The 14,903-nt window shown below is 53.1% G+C and carries 28 protein-coding genes, 1 tRNA gene and 1 pseudogene; 16 read left to right on the top strand and 14 right to left on the bottom strand.

Going from position 1 to position 14,903, the window contains the following annotated elements:
* Window positions 1–435 (top strand): annotated as a pseudogene (locus HK26_RS13505) (FAD-dependent oxidoreductase); the annotation flags it as partial.
* A gap of 6 nt (window positions 436–441) precedes the next feature.
* Complete coding sequence (locus HK26_RS10660) at window positions 442–915, top strand: cytochrome c (RefSeq protein ID WP_086639766.1); 474 nt, start codon at window positions 442–444, stop codon at window positions 913–915.
* A 29-nt stretch (window positions 916–944) separates the two neighbouring features.
* Here the strand turns inward: HK26_RS10660 and HK26_RS10655 are convergent, their stop codons facing one another.
* Window positions 945–1,325: a hypothetical protein gene (locus tag HK26_RS10655; protein WP_086639765.1), complete on the bottom strand. Its 381-nt coding sequence runs from the start codon at window positions 1,323–1,325 to the stop codon at window positions 945–947.
* 162 nt (window positions 1,326–1,487) lie between these two features.
* Here HK26_RS10655 and HK26_RS10650 point away from each other — a divergent pair, with 162 nt between their 5' ends.
* Entirely contained in the window at window positions 1,488–2,270 is a 783-nt protein-coding gene (locus tag HK26_RS10650) for an META domain-containing protein (protein WP_257640976.1), read from the top strand.
* 334 nt (window positions 2,271–2,604) lie between these two features.
* Window positions 2,605–3,303, top strand: coding sequence for a hypothetical protein (locus HK26_RS10645; protein ID WP_143296345.1), 699 nt, complete (start codon window positions 2,605–2,607; stop codon window positions 3,301–3,303).
* Window positions 3,304–3,350: 47 nt separating this feature from the next.
* On the opposite strand, the gene HK26_RS10640 is transcribed toward HK26_RS10645, so the two are convergent.
* Window positions 3,351–3,755, bottom strand: coding sequence for a hypothetical protein (locus tag HK26_RS10640; RefSeq protein WP_374188243.1), 405 nt, complete (start codon window positions 3,753–3,755; stop codon window positions 3,351–3,353).
* Window positions 3,756–3,878: 123 nt separating this feature from the next.
* Between HK26_RS10640 and HK26_RS10635 the strand changes: the two genes are divergently transcribed.
* Together HK26_RS10635 and HK26_RS13500 are read left to right on the top strand one after the other, a co-directional pair.
* On the top strand, window positions 3,879–4,619 hold the full coding sequence (locus HK26_RS10635; protein ID WP_257640975.1) for a YoaK family protein: 741 nt from the start codon (window positions 3,879–3,881) through the stop codon (window positions 4,617–4,619).
* Between the two features lie 180 nt (window positions 4,620–4,799).
* Window positions 4,800–4,976: a hypothetical protein gene (locus HK26_RS13500; protein ID WP_180539511.1), complete on the top strand. Its 177-nt coding sequence runs from the start codon at window positions 4,800–4,802 to the stop codon at window positions 4,974–4,976.
* 70 nt (window positions 4,977–5,046) lie between these two features.
* Here the strand turns inward: HK26_RS13500 and HK26_RS10630 are convergent, their stop codons facing one another.
* Window positions 5,047–5,349: a YggT family protein gene (locus tag HK26_RS10630; protein WP_242401051.1), complete on the bottom strand. Its 303-nt coding sequence runs from the start codon at window positions 5,347–5,349 to the stop codon at window positions 5,047–5,049.
* 118 nt (window positions 5,350–5,467) lie between these two features.
* Here HK26_RS10630 and HK26_RS10625 point away from each other — a divergent pair.
* The 3 genes from HK26_RS10625 to HK26_RS13275 all read left to right on the top strand — a co-directional run bounded on the left by HK26_RS10625 (window position 5,468) and on the right by HK26_RS13275 (window position 7,075).
* Window positions 5,468–5,543, top strand: a tRNA-Ala gene (locus HK26_RS10625).
* Window positions 5,544–5,892: 349 nt separating this feature from the next.
* Window positions 5,893–6,666 (top strand): hypothetical protein, encoded by a 774-nt coding sequence (locus HK26_RS10620; protein WP_086639761.1) that lies wholly within the window; start codon window positions 5,893–5,895, stop codon window positions 6,664–6,666.
* Window positions 6,667–6,670: 4 nt separating this feature from the next.
* A complete protein-coding gene (locus HK26_RS13275) occupies window positions 6,671–7,075 on the top strand; it encodes a hypothetical protein (protein ID WP_143296344.1) in 405 nt (134 codons plus the stop codon).
* Between the two features lie 12 nt (window positions 7,076–7,087).
* On the opposite strand, the gene HK26_RS10615 is transcribed toward HK26_RS13275, so the two are convergent.
* From HK26_RS10615 to HK26_RS10570, 10 genes are read right to left on the bottom strand one after another with little or no spacing between them, the layout of a single operon-like run.
* Complete coding sequence (locus tag HK26_RS10615; RefSeq protein WP_086639760.1) at window positions 7,088–8,122, bottom strand: tyrosine-type recombinase/integrase; 1,035 nt, start codon at window positions 8,120–8,122, stop codon at window positions 7,088–7,090.
* A complete protein-coding gene (locus HK26_RS10610) occupies window positions 8,122–8,373 on the bottom strand; it encodes a helix-turn-helix transcriptional regulator (RefSeq protein ID WP_180539509.1) in 252 nt (83 codons plus the stop codon). Before HK26_RS10610 ends, HK26_RS10615 begins: the two co-directional genes overlap by 1 nt.
* A complete protein-coding gene (locus HK26_RS10605) occupies window positions 8,370–8,858 on the bottom strand; it encodes a hypothetical protein (RefSeq protein ID WP_086639758.1) in 489 nt (162 codons plus the stop codon). Before HK26_RS10605 ends, HK26_RS10610 begins: the two co-directional genes overlap by 4 nt.
* Window positions 8,855–9,361, bottom strand: coding sequence for a class I SAM-dependent methyltransferase (locus tag HK26_RS10600; protein WP_086639757.1), 507 nt, complete (start codon window positions 9,359–9,361; stop codon window positions 8,855–8,857). Before HK26_RS10600 ends, HK26_RS10605 begins: the two co-directional genes overlap by 4 nt.
* Window positions 9,358–9,597: a hypothetical protein gene (locus HK26_RS10595; RefSeq protein ID WP_086639756.1), complete on the bottom strand. Its 240-nt coding sequence runs from the start codon at window positions 9,595–9,597 to the stop codon at window positions 9,358–9,360. The genes HK26_RS10600 and HK26_RS10595 overlap by 4 nt, the downstream gene beginning before the upstream one ends.
* Complete coding sequence (locus tag HK26_RS10590) at window positions 9,597–10,076, bottom strand: hypothetical protein (protein ID WP_086639755.1); 480 nt, start codon at window positions 10,074–10,076, stop codon at window positions 9,597–9,599. Before HK26_RS10590 ends, HK26_RS10595 begins: the two co-directional genes overlap by 1 nt.
* On the bottom strand, window positions 10,073–10,252 hold the full coding sequence (locus tag HK26_RS10585; RefSeq protein WP_086639754.1) for a hypothetical protein: 180 nt from the start codon (window positions 10,250–10,252) through the stop codon (window positions 10,073–10,075). The genes HK26_RS10590 and HK26_RS10585 overlap by 4 nt, the downstream gene beginning before the upstream one ends.
* On the bottom strand, window positions 10,249–10,593 hold the full coding sequence (locus tag HK26_RS10580; protein ID WP_086639753.1) for a hypothetical protein: 345 nt from the start codon (window positions 10,591–10,593) through the stop codon (window positions 10,249–10,251). Before HK26_RS10580 ends, HK26_RS10585 begins: the two co-directional genes overlap by 4 nt.
* Window positions 10,569–10,862 (bottom strand): hypothetical protein, encoded by a 294-nt coding sequence (locus HK26_RS10575; RefSeq protein WP_086639752.1) that lies wholly within the window; start codon window positions 10,860–10,862, stop codon window positions 10,569–10,571. The genes HK26_RS10580 and HK26_RS10575 overlap by 25 nt, the downstream gene beginning before the upstream one ends.
* Window positions 10,859–11,143 (bottom strand): hypothetical protein, encoded by a 285-nt coding sequence (locus HK26_RS10570; RefSeq protein WP_086639751.1) that lies wholly within the window; start codon window positions 11,141–11,143, stop codon window positions 10,859–10,861. The genes HK26_RS10575 and HK26_RS10570 overlap by 4 nt, the downstream gene beginning before the upstream one ends.
* Window positions 11,144–11,283: 140 nt before the next feature.
* Here HK26_RS10570 and HK26_RS10565 point away from each other — a divergent pair, with 140 nt between their 5' ends.
* A complete protein-coding gene (locus tag HK26_RS10565; protein ID WP_086639750.1) occupies window positions 11,284–11,619 on the top strand; it encodes a hypothetical protein in 336 nt (111 codons plus the stop codon).
* 20 nt (window positions 11,620–11,639) lie between these two features.
* Here HK26_RS10565 and HK26_RS10560 read toward each other — a convergent pair whose 3' ends face one another.
* Window positions 11,640–11,966: a helix-turn-helix domain-containing protein gene (locus HK26_RS10560; RefSeq protein WP_086639749.1), complete on the bottom strand. Its 327-nt coding sequence runs from the start codon at window positions 11,964–11,966 to the stop codon at window positions 11,640–11,642.
* Between the two features lie 92 nt (window positions 11,967–12,058).
* Between HK26_RS10560 and HK26_RS14020 the strand changes: the two genes are divergently transcribed.
* The 6 genes from HK26_RS14020 to HK26_RS10525 form a co-directional block, all read left to right on the top strand.
* On the top strand, window positions 12,059–12,286 hold the full coding sequence (locus tag HK26_RS14020; RefSeq protein WP_086639748.1) for a carph-isopro domain-containing protein: 228 nt from the start codon (window positions 12,059–12,061) through the stop codon (window positions 12,284–12,286).
* Window positions 12,283–12,960 (top strand): hypothetical protein, encoded by a 678-nt coding sequence (locus HK26_RS13270; protein ID WP_143296343.1) that lies wholly within the window; start codon window positions 12,283–12,285, stop codon window positions 12,958–12,960. The genes HK26_RS14020 and HK26_RS13270 overlap by 4 nt, the downstream gene beginning before the upstream one ends.
* The gene (locus tag HK26_RS10545) at window positions 12,957–13,457 is read left to right on the top strand and encodes a hypothetical protein (protein ID WP_086639746.1); all 501 of its coding nucleotides are present in this window, start codon (window positions 12,957–12,959) and stop codon (window positions 13,455–13,457) included. The genes HK26_RS13270 and HK26_RS10545 overlap by 4 nt, the downstream gene beginning before the upstream one ends.
* Entirely contained in the window at window positions 13,457–13,645 is a 189-nt protein-coding gene (locus HK26_RS10540; RefSeq protein ID WP_086639745.1) for a hypothetical protein, read from the top strand. Before HK26_RS10545 ends, HK26_RS10540 begins: the two co-directional genes overlap by 1 nt.
* 161 nt (window positions 13,646–13,806) lie before the next feature.
* On the top strand, window positions 13,807–14,220 hold the full coding sequence (locus tag HK26_RS10530) for a hypothetical protein (protein WP_086639743.1): 414 nt from the start codon (window positions 13,807–13,809) through the stop codon (window positions 14,218–14,220).
* Window positions 14,217–14,903, top strand: a 687-nt coding sequence (locus HK26_RS10525; RefSeq protein ID WP_086639742.1) for a DUF7146 domain-containing protein, incomplete at its 3' end; no start/stop codon positions are given. The genes HK26_RS10530 and HK26_RS10525, both read left to right, overlap by 4 nt.

The following is a 14,903-nucleotide window of genomic DNA, read 5'->3' as shown; positions in this document are numbered from 1 at the left end:
CGCACACCGCTCATGATCTATAATTTTGGTGCTTACGCCCATCTGCTGCTCTCGGAGTTCCATCAGGCAGGGGGACGCATTGTTATCCGTGCTTTCCATAGCCCGGCTGATCTGGCAGACCTGCCCGAACGTGTGGTTATCAACTGCCCCGGCTACGCTGCGCGGGAGTGGTGGAATGACAAATCCCTCATTCCCATTCGCGGGCAGACAAGCTGGCTCCCTCCCCAGCCCGATGCTCCTTATGCTCTGGACTACAAAGGGGTCGCCATGATCTCCAAATCCGATGGGGTGATGATCTCAGGTTATGATCAGAACGGTCTGGGGCTGATGGATGGGGTCGGCAATATCTCCGAACGTCCGGACAGGGCAGAGGCGCAAAAGGCCATTGCGGTGGTTGAAGACCTGTTCGCCCGCTTTCAGCCACGCAACGGATAAAGGCTTATGGTTTTCAACTCTCTGCTGCGCACCTCCCTTATGGCCTGCGTGCTGGGCAGCCTGAGCCTGCACCATGGCGCATGGGCGGAGCCGCACCACGCAACGCATACGGGCAACCGTGGCAACACCGGGCAGCCTGTCTCGTTCTCGGCCGAGCAGGTGGCGCATGGCGCGCAGATTTACGCGACAACCTGCGCTGCCTGCCATGGCCCCGACCTTGCCGGGGGGCATGACGTACCCGATCTGGGCCTCTATTTTACCACCCGCTGGGCCAGCACACCACTGGACCGGCTGGCCAGCGCCGTGTCCCACGCAGCCCCTCTTATGCCACCGCAGGATACTGCCGCCCTTGTGGCATTTATCCTGCACCAGAATGGTGTGACCTCTGCCACCAACGCCCCTCTCCCCATGGAAGAGGCGCGTCTGGCCAAAATCCGCTTTCCTGCCCCGGCACTCCCCACCCCGTCAGGCAGGCCGTAAGGGTGTGGGCGGGCCTGTAACCCCGCCCCTTACGCCCCCGCGGCAAGGGCTGCGTTACAGCGGACGTAGGAATCCTTGTCCCTAAAAATGAACAGCACATAATAATCCAGCGCGCGCCCGCGCCTGTGGGTGGTGTGCGTGTAAAAAGGGTACACATCCTGCACCGCTCCATACTCCGTGGGGAGTGGCTCGGACGCAACACGTGTATTGACCCGGAATAGCGGCACATAAACATGCACAGGTCCGGGGTTGCGCCGCACATGCCACAGATGCCTGCGGAACTTGCGCAGCCGGTCGGGCAGGATGAACACCATGTTCTCCTCAATAAACCGTTCATCCGGCTGAGCGCGGCGGAGGTAGCGCGTATCCTCCGGCATGTCGCAAAAAAAATTGTAGCCCTGAATAATCATACCCCACTTTTAAGCACCCGACGCGCCAAGGAACAGCCCACCCTGCGCGCTTGCCTCCGCTTTTTGCCAGACCCCACCCCCATGGGAGCAAGAAAGCCGTTGTGCGCGCACGCCAAACAGCCATACTGCACGCGGTCCGCAACAAAAATGAGGAGCCACACCATGGCCCTGCCACGCATTTGTTCTTTTATGGCTCCCGGCGCGCTGCTGTTTGTAGCGGGATGCGCGACACAGACCCTGCCCATAAACCCCGCGGACAACACGGTGTATGAGGCACGCGGGAACGAGCCATTCTGGAACCTGAGCATGGCGGCTGGCACACTGGTCCTGAGCACACCCGATGGCCCCCGGCTGACACGCACCATAAGCCGCGCCTACGCGCGCGCTCACACCCGTTATTACGAGGCCCCAGACCTGAACGTGGCCATGACCACCACCCCCTGCCAGGACAGCATGAGCGGGCAGATGTTTACGCAGACTGTGCGTGCCACCACGGGCGGGCGCACACTGCACGGGTGCGGCGGTGCGCTTGTCGCCCCCACACGCCTGAACGCCACACGCTGGGTTGCCACCGAACTGGACGGCCACAAGCTGAAAAACGGCACATTGCCAGCCGATGCGCATGACAGCGCAACAGACGAAAACCCCAACCCGGCGGCAGATATGTTTACCCCCACGCTTGATATTAACGAGAGCGGCAAGGTCTCCGGCTCCGATGGCTGCAACCGCTATGCGGGCGGGCTGGTGTTTGGTGAGCATGGCCGTGTGGAGGCCGCCCCACAGGTGGGCATAAGCACACTCATGGCCTGCCCGGGCGCACACGCCAGCACCTCTGGCACATTCCTCAACCTGCTGCACAACACGCGCACATGGACCATTGAGGACACCAGCCTTGTGCTGCACACGCCAGACGGCAGAACCATGCGTCTACGCCAGACATTCTAACCACCACGGGCCTGCCCGCCACATAGGTGTGCAAGGGGCAGGCTGGCACGGTTATGGGCCACCGCAGGCCGGGCCTGCGGCACATGCATTGCATAAAATTCACACAAGCCAGCCCCTTGTGTGCGCGCGGGGAAAAGGCAACTTTTAACTATATTTTAAAAAAGTTTCCATGACGTAACCAAGGTTTATTGTTAACGATAATTTTACATTTTTTGTGCAAAATGCGTGAGCGTATTTTCAGCATAACCTGCGCAAAAGGTTCTTGTCGCGCGCTCTGGCCCCGCATGGTTTTTTTAAAACCTGTCTGTTTCAACCATTTTTTAAAAGCGCCATCATGCCCAACACCCAGCTTTCAGGGCCGTATATTCTTACCAAAGCCAGATTTTACGATAAATTTGTGGAATTAACCCACGACAAAAGCCAAAAATTCCGCACAATTATGTACAGCATCAACCATGATGAGCTTCTGGCCGTCACCCTGCGCGCCTTCAAGGGGGCGCAACTGCGTGTTTCGGGCATTTTAAGTGTGGCAAAACGCCTTGCCGACCTGAACGACACACTGCCGTTTGAAGTGACATCCAGCCTTTACAAGAACTTTCTCAAAGCCACATCGCGCGATACCGGCATTTACACCAAGGTGACGTTTGCAGAGTATCTGCTCTATTCAATCCACTATGAACAATGCAAGGAAACCTATAACGCCGAGACGCTCATCCCCACCATTTACAGCCCGACCCAGCCGCTAGGCCGGGTTCTGGGTGGGCATATTGCGCTGGAAACTGTTCTGCTGAGCATCTGCCAGGCCAATGCCCGACGCCTGAATGAAACAGAATGGCTGGACGTAACGCCAGACATGGATTGCCACACGCATATCATGCACAGCCTCCTCCGCCACGCCCTGCTCAGTTTTGAAGACGTGCAGGAGGAGTTCGAGCGTATTATGCTCTACGTCACGGCTTTTGTGTTTGACACGGTGCGCACACTCTCCACCGCCGGGGGGCCAACCCACACCCCAGACCCGCAGACGGAGTAGGTCGCCACCACCCCGCCGCGGATCATGCTCAGGCACTCATTACCGGCTTACAGGTGCTCCGCACCCTGTGTGGCTGGCTGGCCGTGCTGAGCCTGCGCCGTAGGTGCGCCAGAACCGGCTGGCGGAGCACCTGCCGCACTCCCCGGCGTTGTGGAGTGTTCCACATCATAGGCTGTGGCTTTCTGCTCATATGTCCCTTTGGCTCCGGGGTGCTCCTGATCATAGAGCTTGGCCTTGATCCGGGCTTCCTTACGGTATTCGTGCCTGCGGTACATGCCGGTTACACACCCGGCAGTTGCACCAAGCATGGTGTGGTTGGCCAGATGCCCGCCAACCGCGCCCGCCGCGCCATATTTAAGGCAGCCACCCGGCTCGGCCTGTACAACAGTGGCTCCAACTGTTGCGGCCATAACGCCCGCCAGCCCCAGAGTTATCATGCGGTGCAGTGTCATACGCTCTCTCTTTTCCCTTCCCGAACCCGCCCGATATTAAGGGCAGGCTGTTTTGCATACCCCTATCTGGTGGCAGGATTATGGTTTTTAAAGCACCCCTGCCCCCATGGCCGGAAAAAGGGCGTGAGGGCACCTGTTTTTGCCTTGCCCACCCGGTATGGCGCGCCTACCACAGAACACACCATGCCCGACATGCCCCCTGCCTTACCTGCCGTAGCTGTTTCTGCCCGCCGCATTCTGGTGCTGGGTATTCTGGCGGGGTATGTTGATGCGCTGAGTTTTGCCCATCTGGGCGGGCTGTTCGCCTCCGCCATGACGGGCAACACCACACATCTTTCTGCTGCCATAGCCCATGCCAATGCCCACCATGCGGTGCTGCTGGTCTGTGTGCTGGCCATTTTTTTTGGTGCGGCTTTTGTGGCAAGCCTTGCCCGCCTGCGGTGGGGGAGTGCCTATGGCATCGGGCTTATGGCCTGCCTGCTGCTTGTGGTGCAGGCCGCACAGTCAGGCAGCCACGCCCACCTGACCGAACTGGTGCTGCTACCCGCCCTTATGGCGGTGCAGGGCGAGGGCATGTCGCGTTTTTCGGGCAATGCCATCCAGACCGTGGTGATCACCAGCAACATGCTCAAATGTGCATCCGCACTGGCTGCGGCTCTGGCCATACGCTGCGGGGCGAGCAATGTTGCCCCACCTCCTGCGGGGAGCATTGTGTTGCCCGCACTCTCGTGGGGTGGGTTTGCCTGCGGGGCCATGCTGGGTGCGCTGGCCCTGCTATGGCACGCCCCCCTGCCCTTTTTGTGGCCCCTGCCGTGGCTGACCATTCTGTACGTTGACATACGCAGGGCAAAAAGCACGGGCTAGGCCCTACACCGCCCGAAAATGCCACAATGCCATGCAACAGATAGCTGTTGACCCTCAAAACCAAAGGAGTAGTGTGACGCTGTCAGATTTGTGAATGAATCCGGCAGGTCCTGCACAGTAGGCATTCCCCGCCAGAACACCAGCAGCTCCTGCCTTACAGGCTACAAAAGGGTTTTTGGAATGGGCATTTATCTGTGCGTAACACTTCTGGGTCTTGACCTGATCGCTTACCTGCTGGGTGGCAACACCGCCGCTCTGGGCGTTGCGGTTATCGCGTTCCTGGTTCCGGTTATCATCATGAGCAGCTACACGCTGGCTCACATTGAAAAAGACGGCACGCCGGACGCTCACCACTGAGCTTTTACGGATTATCCGTTAAAAAAACCGCCAGCCCGTAAGGTCTGGCGGTTTTTTTATGGCCTGCCGGTTAATGCAGGATCAATGCCCGGAACACATCGGCCAGTAACGGCTGAATGACGTACTGAATACCCAGCAGCACCACCATGGGGCTAAAATCCACCCCACCGGGTGTTGGCAGCACCCGCCTGACCGGCGCCAGAACAGGCTCGGTCAGCCGCTCCAGAAACATACCAATCTTCCAGACAAGCTGGTTGCGGCTATCGAGTATGCCAAACGCATACAGGTTAACAAAAATACAGGATATAAGGAGAATCCAGCAGTAAATCTCCAGTATCCGCGTCAGCACCATGAAAAGCGAAAACACAAACACGATATAAAACCAGCTCCTTACGATCAGCCCAGAGGCATACCACCCTTGGTTATACGCCCTACAATACAGCTTGACAGAAAAATCGTAAGCCCTGTAAACCACTGCCTGACAAACAGGCGGGGCTGTAGCTCAGATGGGAGAGCGCCTCGTTCGCAATGAGGAGGTCAGGGGTTCGATTCCCCTCAGCTCCACCAACCGCCTTGTTATGTCATTGCTTCCATTAAGAAAATTGATATTTTTGTAAACTGTTTAATACCGGGTTTACGATTTTACATTTAATCATGATGCTATCCTCGCTCTATCATCAGCAGTTAGGGCAATTGTATCATTTCATTCATCCTTCCCCAGAATTTTTGAGTAAATTCAAGAATGGGATGACCTTCAATAAAACTCTTAATCATGAGTGCTGATATTAAATTTCCATAAATGTGACGCGCATATTTTCATGCATACCTATTCAAATATTGTATGAATTTGACAATCTAAACAATATCTACTTTATTACAGAAACAGACGATAAATTCTTAGAAAAGATTCTTACCTATGTCGATCATCACAGCTGTTATGGACCTAGAGACCGCTGTATTACCACGATTAGATGAACAATGGTCTCCCCCAACAGAAGAAATAAAAAAACAAGACAATGAAAAATTTGATAACCCTTATGATATTGTTGTATATTTAACATCCGATTTCAAGAAAAATAATGCCGAATTATATCAAGTTTCGTCGCACCTTCTTCTTTCTTTAAATCTAGCAAGTGCCAAGCTCATTGATCTTATGCTAAGCGGTGAGGCCAATACTGCTAAAGACCTGTACACTATGATGGAATCTGCTTGCATAAGAAATTTATCTATTATTAATCACAATATTCAAGAAGTGACTGTATCTTACAAGAAATTTGCTCGTTTTTCGAGAAATATGCTGAGCGAATTCTCCAAAGAAAAAGCCGCTTACATTAAGCAACTTGAAAAATGTAAAATTCTATTAGAAGATAAAAAAGACGAGATTACTTATATCAAAAATAATATCAAATCCATCCATGGTGAAGGTTACATCTCACAAGCAGCCGCTCATTATAAAATCGCGATCAAACATGTCACAGGACTTAATCTAGAACCCATTAAAGTATCCGAAGATGGAGAGATTGGAACCATTTTAAATTTTGAAATCCCCCTCCCAAAAGAAAGGCGATTTGATAGAAAATACAAACGAGAGTTGGAAGAAAAAATACATGACACCGTCTCCCAATCCTCAAATAAATCTGTTGGACAAATTGGTATAAATTGGACTGACAAAAAGCTGGAAGCCGCTTAAAACAATGGACAGCAAAGATTTTTATATCGCCGCACAGGCTTGCTTCGACAATGGTGACCTAACGGAAGCAAAATGTAGAGGTATTATTCATATGGCTTATTATGCTGTATATCATACTTGTGCTCAGCTTTTGCAAAAGGAAGTACAGGAAGGGAAAAGTTGCCAGCGTATAACTCATCGTGGTTTGGCTTCCGAACTTTCTGGTAAAGAACATACCAATTCCGTATTAAAAAATGCCTCCAAAAAATATGATGGGTTACTCGCCCTTCGCATTAAAGCAGACTATAATCTCTCCGAATGTATTACTGCAGGTCACGCCGACGATGCACTAGAAAAAGCTGAAACAATTCTAGGAATATCCTGCGTACCTTCGCATGCCTCCATAGGGAAGTTGCACAGTGTGCGATAAGTACTGACGTCTTTAGTCTTTCCTAGATGGTCTCCCTAGCCTCAATACGGCCTCAGCAGCAACTAGCTTCTGGCTGACCTCTTTGGTGTAGCGCTCAATCTCAACCAAAGACTTATGGCCTGTGATGGCCGCGATCTGATGTGTCGTGCATCCAGCCTCTGCCAACCGACGCGCTGCGGCCTTTCGCAGCCCATGCGGGCCGAGCTTGGCTTGGATGCCTGCCTTAACGGCGCATTCCTTGAACCAGTTATAAAATGCATTCCCGCTGGCGAAGGGCTTTCCCTGCTGCGTCATGAGGAATGCTTCCCTATCAGATGGATGCTGCTCCAGAACCTCTTTTAGCTCCGGGTGCATGGGAATATGGAGCTGCGTGCCTGTTTTGACCTGGACAACATCTATCCCGTCACCAGAAGCATGCTGTGGCCCCATGCGGATAACATCGCTACGACGCTGCCCTGTATAGAGCAGGAGTGCCAAGCCAAGCCTCGCACGGGTATTAGCTGGCCAGTGCGCCTCAAAGGCGGCAATATCCTCTTCCGTCCATGTCGGGAATGGTTTTTTCTTGTAGCGCAGCTTCTGCACGTCCCGGACGGGGTTGTCTGCTCTCCACCCATGGTTGAAGGCGAACTGGAACATCTGCCGTAACACGTTGCGCAAAGCATTAGCCTGAGCGGGCGTATCACTCATGCCTTCCAGAATAGCCAGAATGTGCTTGGGCTGAGCGTTCTTGACAGACTTATCGCCATGGATAGCCAAAAATCCATCCATCAGTCTGATATAGGTTTTTCGTGACTCTGGACGCAGCCCCTTGAACTGGCTTGATGCGCGCCATGCAATAGCCAGAGCCTTCATGCTGCCTGATATGGTGCTTGCAGAACCGACCTCTATCGTCTCGCCAGCCATGGCCTCGGCATAAGCTTTCATAAACTCTGCCGACCCGGCATATCCTGGCAGCACCTTGCGTGGGTATCCGGGGCGCCTGAAATAGTAATGCGGCCGACCGTTTTTCATGACCGTCTGTACGTAACGCAAACGAAAAACTGCCATCAATCCCACTCATTCGCCATGTTCTGGCTATTGCGCCGGTCATCTATCCACGCATCCAGATCATCGCGCACCCAGCCATGTATGCTTCCGGCAATTGGAATGGGCTTAGGCAATGACCCAGCAGCTACCTCACGGTCTAAAATGCCGGGGGAGATGCCTAGATACTGAGCCGCATTTTCTCTGCGCATGATGCGGGGCCAGTCTGGCATTGTGGCCTTGTATTTGTGTTGTGACCTCAGTTCCTCGCTCATGCCGCCACCTCTGGCCATGCGAAGTCGTCGCCCTGGTAGAGCGGGCAAAGGGCGCGTGCCGCTATCTGTCCAAGTTGTGTGGCCTGAAAATAGCACTCACCCTTTGCCCAGCCAGTGCCCTTGGGCCGCATCAGCCCCGCACTTACAAGCTCGGCCATTCCTGCATCGCCAGTAGAGCAATAGAAATGATCCCGGCTCCCGCATTTCTCCGGCTGCTCACGGGTTGCCCCGCACGCATGCAGAAGCTTTGCCAGCGCCATTTTAGAGACGCCTGCGGCTTCCGGTGGCAGCCCCGGCATCTCCATATCGGCACCCGGCTGGCGCAACACCCGAATGTCAGGGAACGATATGCGGTCATTCACGTCAGACACATCCAGAAACACAGAGTAGCGCGCCTTCCCGGCGGAGTTGGCATACACCGTGCTTTCATGGTCATAGCCGCGCACTGTGACGCGCCATGCCTTGCGGGTACGGGGCGCGCTCATGCCGCACCGCCTTTCAGAAATACCAGCCAATGAGATTTGGCAGTTTTCCCGCATTTGTTTCCAAATACTGGCGCTTGATCTGTTAAGGATAGAACCTCAGATACTTTGATGTCCTGCTCGTTCCATTTGAAAATGAGAGTTCCATTTTCCCTGAGAACGCGAAAGCACTCTGCAAAACCTGCGGAAATATCATCCTGCCAGCGTTGAGACAGCTTTCCATATTTCTTTGCCAGCCATCCAGAGTTTCCGTTCCGGATCAAATGTGGCGGGTCAAACACAACAAGGTGGAATGTCTCATCCGCAAAAGGCAGGTTTCTGAAGTCGAGAATGCGGTCGGGATGAACATGCAGGCGTCTCTGCCCGCCCTTGCTGGATGCATCTGCAAGGATAAAATCCTCATGCCGGATGTCACCGAATAGAACCCGGCTGTCCTCTTTATCGAAATAGAACATCCGGCTGCCACAGCATGGGTCAAGTATTGGCTTTTCTGATGCCGAAATCATGCCGCACCGCCTTTCAGGGCGTTTCTAGCGTGCTTACCCGGTTTCTGCGGTACTATTCTGTTTTCATGCAGTGTGCGCCATTCGCCTGCAACTAACGCAATAGCGTCTGAAAGATGGTCGCCCCCGCTTGTCATTGCCGATACGGCTATTGCCGCGATGACAGATTTCGGCATCTCATCAAACAGAGCGCCTAAGGCAATGGCGTATTCATTACTGGTAGTTTTTAAATGTGCCATTATGCACCGCCGTTCAGGTCTTCACGCGCGCGTTTCTGTCGGCGAAACATTTCAGGGCTGGCATTTATGAGGCCAACTTCATAGATTTCCTCGCTTGCCTTATAATACTCTCGCAACCGCAAAATCTCCGCATCACGCGCGGCTATCTGGGCTTGGGCATCGGATTGGCGGACGAGGGGAATGTCACGTGAACCAATTTGGACGAGAGACATAACAACAAATCGTTCATCATCAGGACTGCCGTTATCAATATGCAGATCGGCTAGATGCTGAGGATGGTTCCATCCAACAACTTCCAACTCCATGCCCTGTATAGGCGTGCCGATAGCAAGTATCGCAGCCTGTGTTGCGGTTCCGTGTGTTGTAGGGGAACTGCTGGCATAATCTGCACAGTATGCCTTGTACATCTCCTGTGCTTGCTCATCGGTTATGGGCAACCGCACGAAAACGCCGGTGGGTTTCTGGTGGGTGAGGCTCATCCTACCAAGTCCTCCAAAACGGCAATCATATCCTCAACCGTTGCCTGGGCGGCCCTGGCATCGCTCTCCACGACTTCCTGCAAGAATTGCAGTGTGTGTCTGGCGCGATCTATCGAGACTGTTTCGTAAGCATCGCGCTGCGTCATGTTTACGGCTTCGCGCAAATCGTCATTCATGCTGCATTCACCTTGTTCTTTTCGCGTAGCACCTGCACATCATCTGTCCAGCCGACAAGGCGGGGCCCGTTATCTGCTTCGTCCAGTTCGCACTCTGGAAATGCGATGCGGAAGTACGGGTCTGACAGAGTGATGTTGAACACTCCATCGCCTACAAAGGACATTTCCAAAAACCATCCGGGCAGATCAGAACTGCTGTTGCCAGTAATGACCGAGCGTCCGTTCTGGCGGTGCTTGCTGCATTCTGGAAAGTCGATCTGACTACGGCTTTCCAGATCAGCCAGAACGCCACGGTACCGGCCTGCTGAATGGTTTATCAGTGTGATCTGGTATCGGGGCATGGCAGGCACTCCACCAGATTGTCATAAACCAGAGGCATACCCGGCACGTCTGGCACTGGGCTGACCCATGAGGGTGGAAAGTTGAAGGCTTTACCATCTGCAAAAATAATAGTGTGCTTCACAGGCGTTTCACCCATGAGTATGGTTCGCACTTCGCGGGCAATGGTGGGATATGCCATCGGGCCTTTGCCGGATGGATCACGCACAATCACGTCCCGGTCTGCGGCTTTGGAGAGCATTCCATAGGTGCGGGCTGATGCGCAGGTCATTGGGCATGATCCTCTGCAACAACTGTGCGCCTGATGTGCTTAGCCAGTTCGTCTGCCTGATCCTGAAAACAGGTGGCAATATTTTCCATCGCCTTGGCTACCGGCATAAACAACTCTGGCCTGTAGCCAAACGCAGCCTGACCAAACTGGTTAGAGGTATTCCGAAGTTCTTTTACTATCTCCAGCAGGCGTTCGTCCTGATTGACTACGCGGATGTTGCTGGCGGCGGCGTCTGCTAACGCGGCCTGCTCTGGGCGGCCTTCTCGTGCAGTGTGCGACATTCATTCCTCCATCGCGGGGTGGCGATAAAAGAAACATTAGCCTCGGGCTAATGTTTCTTGCAAGGGGTTTTTAGCTATGGGCTAATTACGATCTCTCTTTTCCGATTAAAATGCGTTTAGTCAGCATTCAGAGGAACATAATGAAACTCAAAATTTTGGGGGTACTATGTATGGCCCTATTTGCATTGCCCGCAAACGCGGCCTCAAAATCTTCCATTCGGCTAGCAGAAGATGCAGTGAAAGATATGGCAAAGGACCCAGATAGTACAAAGTTCAAAGAAATAAAACTAAGCAAGAAGTGCGATGACTCTCAATATGTAACTGGTTTCGTTAATGCGAAAAATAGTTACGGAGCTTATAACGGGTATAAAATTTTCGTCGTGAAAATAATTAATAACCGTGCAAAAGTTCTTCAAGCTTATGGCCTCTCTCTAGGAACCGAATATGAGACAGAACAGGCCGCAAAATGTGAATGAATACTGAAAATGTTCAATATTTACTGATTGGAAGATGACGCCGCACGCAGCAGCGTCATCACTGCAATTCTCACCTGAGGGTCTGCGCTTCTGTATAAAGAAATCAGAGAGTCTTCTTCTTCATTCTCACCCTGATCTGGGCGCGTCAAAACAGTTCCGTGCAGCAGAAAATCGGTTGAAACGTCGAAAAGTCGTGCCAATGCGATAACCCTATCTCGTCTAGGCCGCTTCTTGCCGTTTTCCCATTCACTGATCGTTGGTATCGACACGTCAAGAACTGCGGCAACCTCAGCTTGACCCATGGTTGCACGTTCTCGTAATGTTCTCAAGCGGGATCCGATCGACATTTTTATAATGTGACACACTTTTGTGGAATACGATTATCCCAAGGCTAATATTGGGCTTGCCAACGATATTAGCTTGTGGCTAATATTCTCTTATGAGCATACTTCTCGATAAGGTCATCTGTGCTGCGGGCGGAGTTACTGCCTTAGCCCGAGCGGTAGAGGTCTCTCCAGCCAGCATTTGCGGATGGAGGAGGCGTGGAAGAATTCCATTTAATCGAATCCCAGATGTATCAAAAGCAACAGGCATAAAAATTTCTGAATTATGCCCCGAATTTTTTGCTGAGGATGTTCGTCCCGCAACAAATGGTGAACTCGCATGAAACCTCATGAACCCATCAGTACGCCCGCATCGTCAGCCAGTCACCCGGAAGCTGTCCGGATGACTTTGTTAAATGGTCCACACATTGAGCGCGCCGGGTTTCTCTTTGCAGAAATAAGGAAAAATGAGCCGCTGTATGTGGAAAACGCTGATGAAGACCGCAAATACCTAATCAGCGAACGACAGATGATTGTTTTATTGCAGTTTCTGGCAGGCGATCTTTTAGAAAAACGAGACACCACTCAACCCATTGATCTTCTGTCTTGGCGGGCAGGCTTTCTAGAACAGTCTCAACCCGGATGGCAGATGGGCCAATCATCTCCGTGGAACTTCCGTCTCCTTTTGGCTACTCCGAAAGCGGATCTGTCATATCCAGAAGAATCTCGGCCTTTATCGCAAAACCAGAATCCTCATGATGGATATGGAGCCTCTTCAGCTTCGCAAAATACTTCACAGGAATCGTCCTTTCATGTTTGCTCCAAGTGCATGATGGACATGGCTGGCAGCGGTAGCAACGCTGCTGCCAGCTCCTTCGATGGTCTGACGGAAAGCCTCTATAAAGAGGATTTTGATGCGGCTCTTAAAGTCTCTCGCGCCATAGGAAATATGGAGAAAACAATCAGCACTTCCATGGCTGATTTCCTTCGCGTTCAAGGCGCAAGGCGTATCCCATGAGCAGCAAACTGCATGATGAGGTGCGTCAATCGCTCAAAACTGCCACCCGCAATGCGGTTTCCCGCTGTGGTGGGGCAGACTATGCCAAGGACTGCACCCGCGTTGGCAAGTCGCAGCTCTCCGAATATGGCCTACGGCAATCCCCCCAGTTTGTGCCGGTCGATGTTGCTGTGGATCTGGACATGGATGCCCAGGCACCATTCATTCTGGGGGCTATGGCCAATGCCGAAGGCTACCGGCTTGTGCCCATGCACTTCGGCAAGGGCCACATCCCACGTGACCTCAAGAGTTTTGCCGAAAAAACCAGTGAGGTTCTGCAGGCGGGACTGGAAAGCATAGAGGATGGCCTTGTGGATGTATCTGAGGCCGTTGAGGTTCTGAAATACATTCAGGAAGCCAACATTGCCTCGGCTCATATTGAGGCCATCATGCGGAAGATTATTGATGATAACCAGCCGCACGTTGTTTTTCCCCACCGTGGCGAAGGTGCCGCCTGATGGCCCGCACCGCCATAGACTGGACGCGGCTGGACCCGGACCTGCGGCACATGGCCCGCTGCGGGTTCAGCATCAAACGGCAGGCCAGAAAGCTCGGCATAGCTGCGATTACCATAAAAAAGCGCCGCTCTGTTCTTGGCTTAACAAAGAAACCTGTAGCGCAGGAAAGAACCTGTCATGCTTCGTAAGGTAGAAAAAAGCACAAAGCAGCCTTCCCGCCGCATCCAGTGGAGATGCCCGCTGGATGTTAAAGCGCTCAAGGTCGGTCGGGTTCAGCCTGATCTGTCACGGCAGGTTCGCACATCCGGTGGCTTTTCACTGAAATGGTCATACCTGAAAGGCAACAGCCATGGGTAAGCTGCTTCTTAAACCCATTGATCTGTGCGGTCGTTTAAATGCTGCCATTCGTTTGGCGGGTGGCGTCCCACAGTTTGCGCGCCTGCATGGGCTCAAAGTGCAGCTTGTGCGGGATACGCAAAGCCTCAAGTCCATTTCGGCTGATGTCACAAAGGCTGTTGGCCTTGTGCCTGTTTTGCGTTATCCAGTCAAAGCACAAGCGGGTCGCCTTGCCACCCTTGGTGAAGTTCAAGAAAAACTGAATAGTTTTGTCACTCGACATACCACGCAGCGTGCTGCGGCAATGGCGCTTGGTATTTCAGAAGGCTCCCTCTCCAACATCCAGAATGCCCGGCGCGGGTTTACTCCCGTGCTGTCTGCTCTGGGGTTTGATCTCCCTGTTACCCGTTTCGTGGTGCTGCCATGAGCCGGAAGCTTTCTGCCTCCGAAATTTCCGCCATGCTGGCGGACCAGATGCAATCGCTTGCAAGTGAGTTACTGCGAGGTGGGCAAAAGCATGGGAACGAATGGAAAGCTGGCTCTATAGCTGGCGAAGTCGGAAATTCCCTCTCGGTCTGCCTGAGTGGCGCCAAGAAAGGCCGCTGGAAAGATTTTGCGGCAGGTATTGGCGGTGATCCGCTAGACCTGATTGCTGCGTGCCTGACGGGTGGCGACCTCAAGGATGCCTTCAAGTGGGCCTGTAACTGGCTGGGTATCAGCAATGAGACGGTCGAAATCCGCCGCGCGGAAATCCAGCAGAAGGCCGAGATTTGCAAGGTCGAAGCGGAACAGCAGGCGCAAAGGCGCGTCATGCGCGCCCGTGATTTCTGGATGGCGGCACAGTCAGATATTACCGGCACACCTGTGGCGGCCTATTTGCATGGACGTGGCATAGACCTGCAAAAGCTTGGTCATGCTCCAGGTGCAATACGGTTTGCACCTGCGCAGTACTGCACGGAAATTGACGCTCCATTGCCTGCCATGCTGGCCGCCATCACCAATCTGGAAGGCCGCTGTGTTGCTGTCCACCAGACGTGGCTCGGCCAGCACGGTGGTCAATGGACCAAAGCCAAGCTGGAACTGCCCAAAAAGGTTCTGGGCGGTTTCCGT

Source organism: Acetobacter okinawensis (genome assembly GCF_002153655.1).
Taxonomy (GTDB): Bacteria; Pseudomonadota; Alphaproteobacteria; order Acetobacterales; family Acetobacteraceae; genus Acetobacter; species Acetobacter okinawensis_A.
This window is presented reverse-complemented; position numbering and strand designations above follow the sequence as displayed.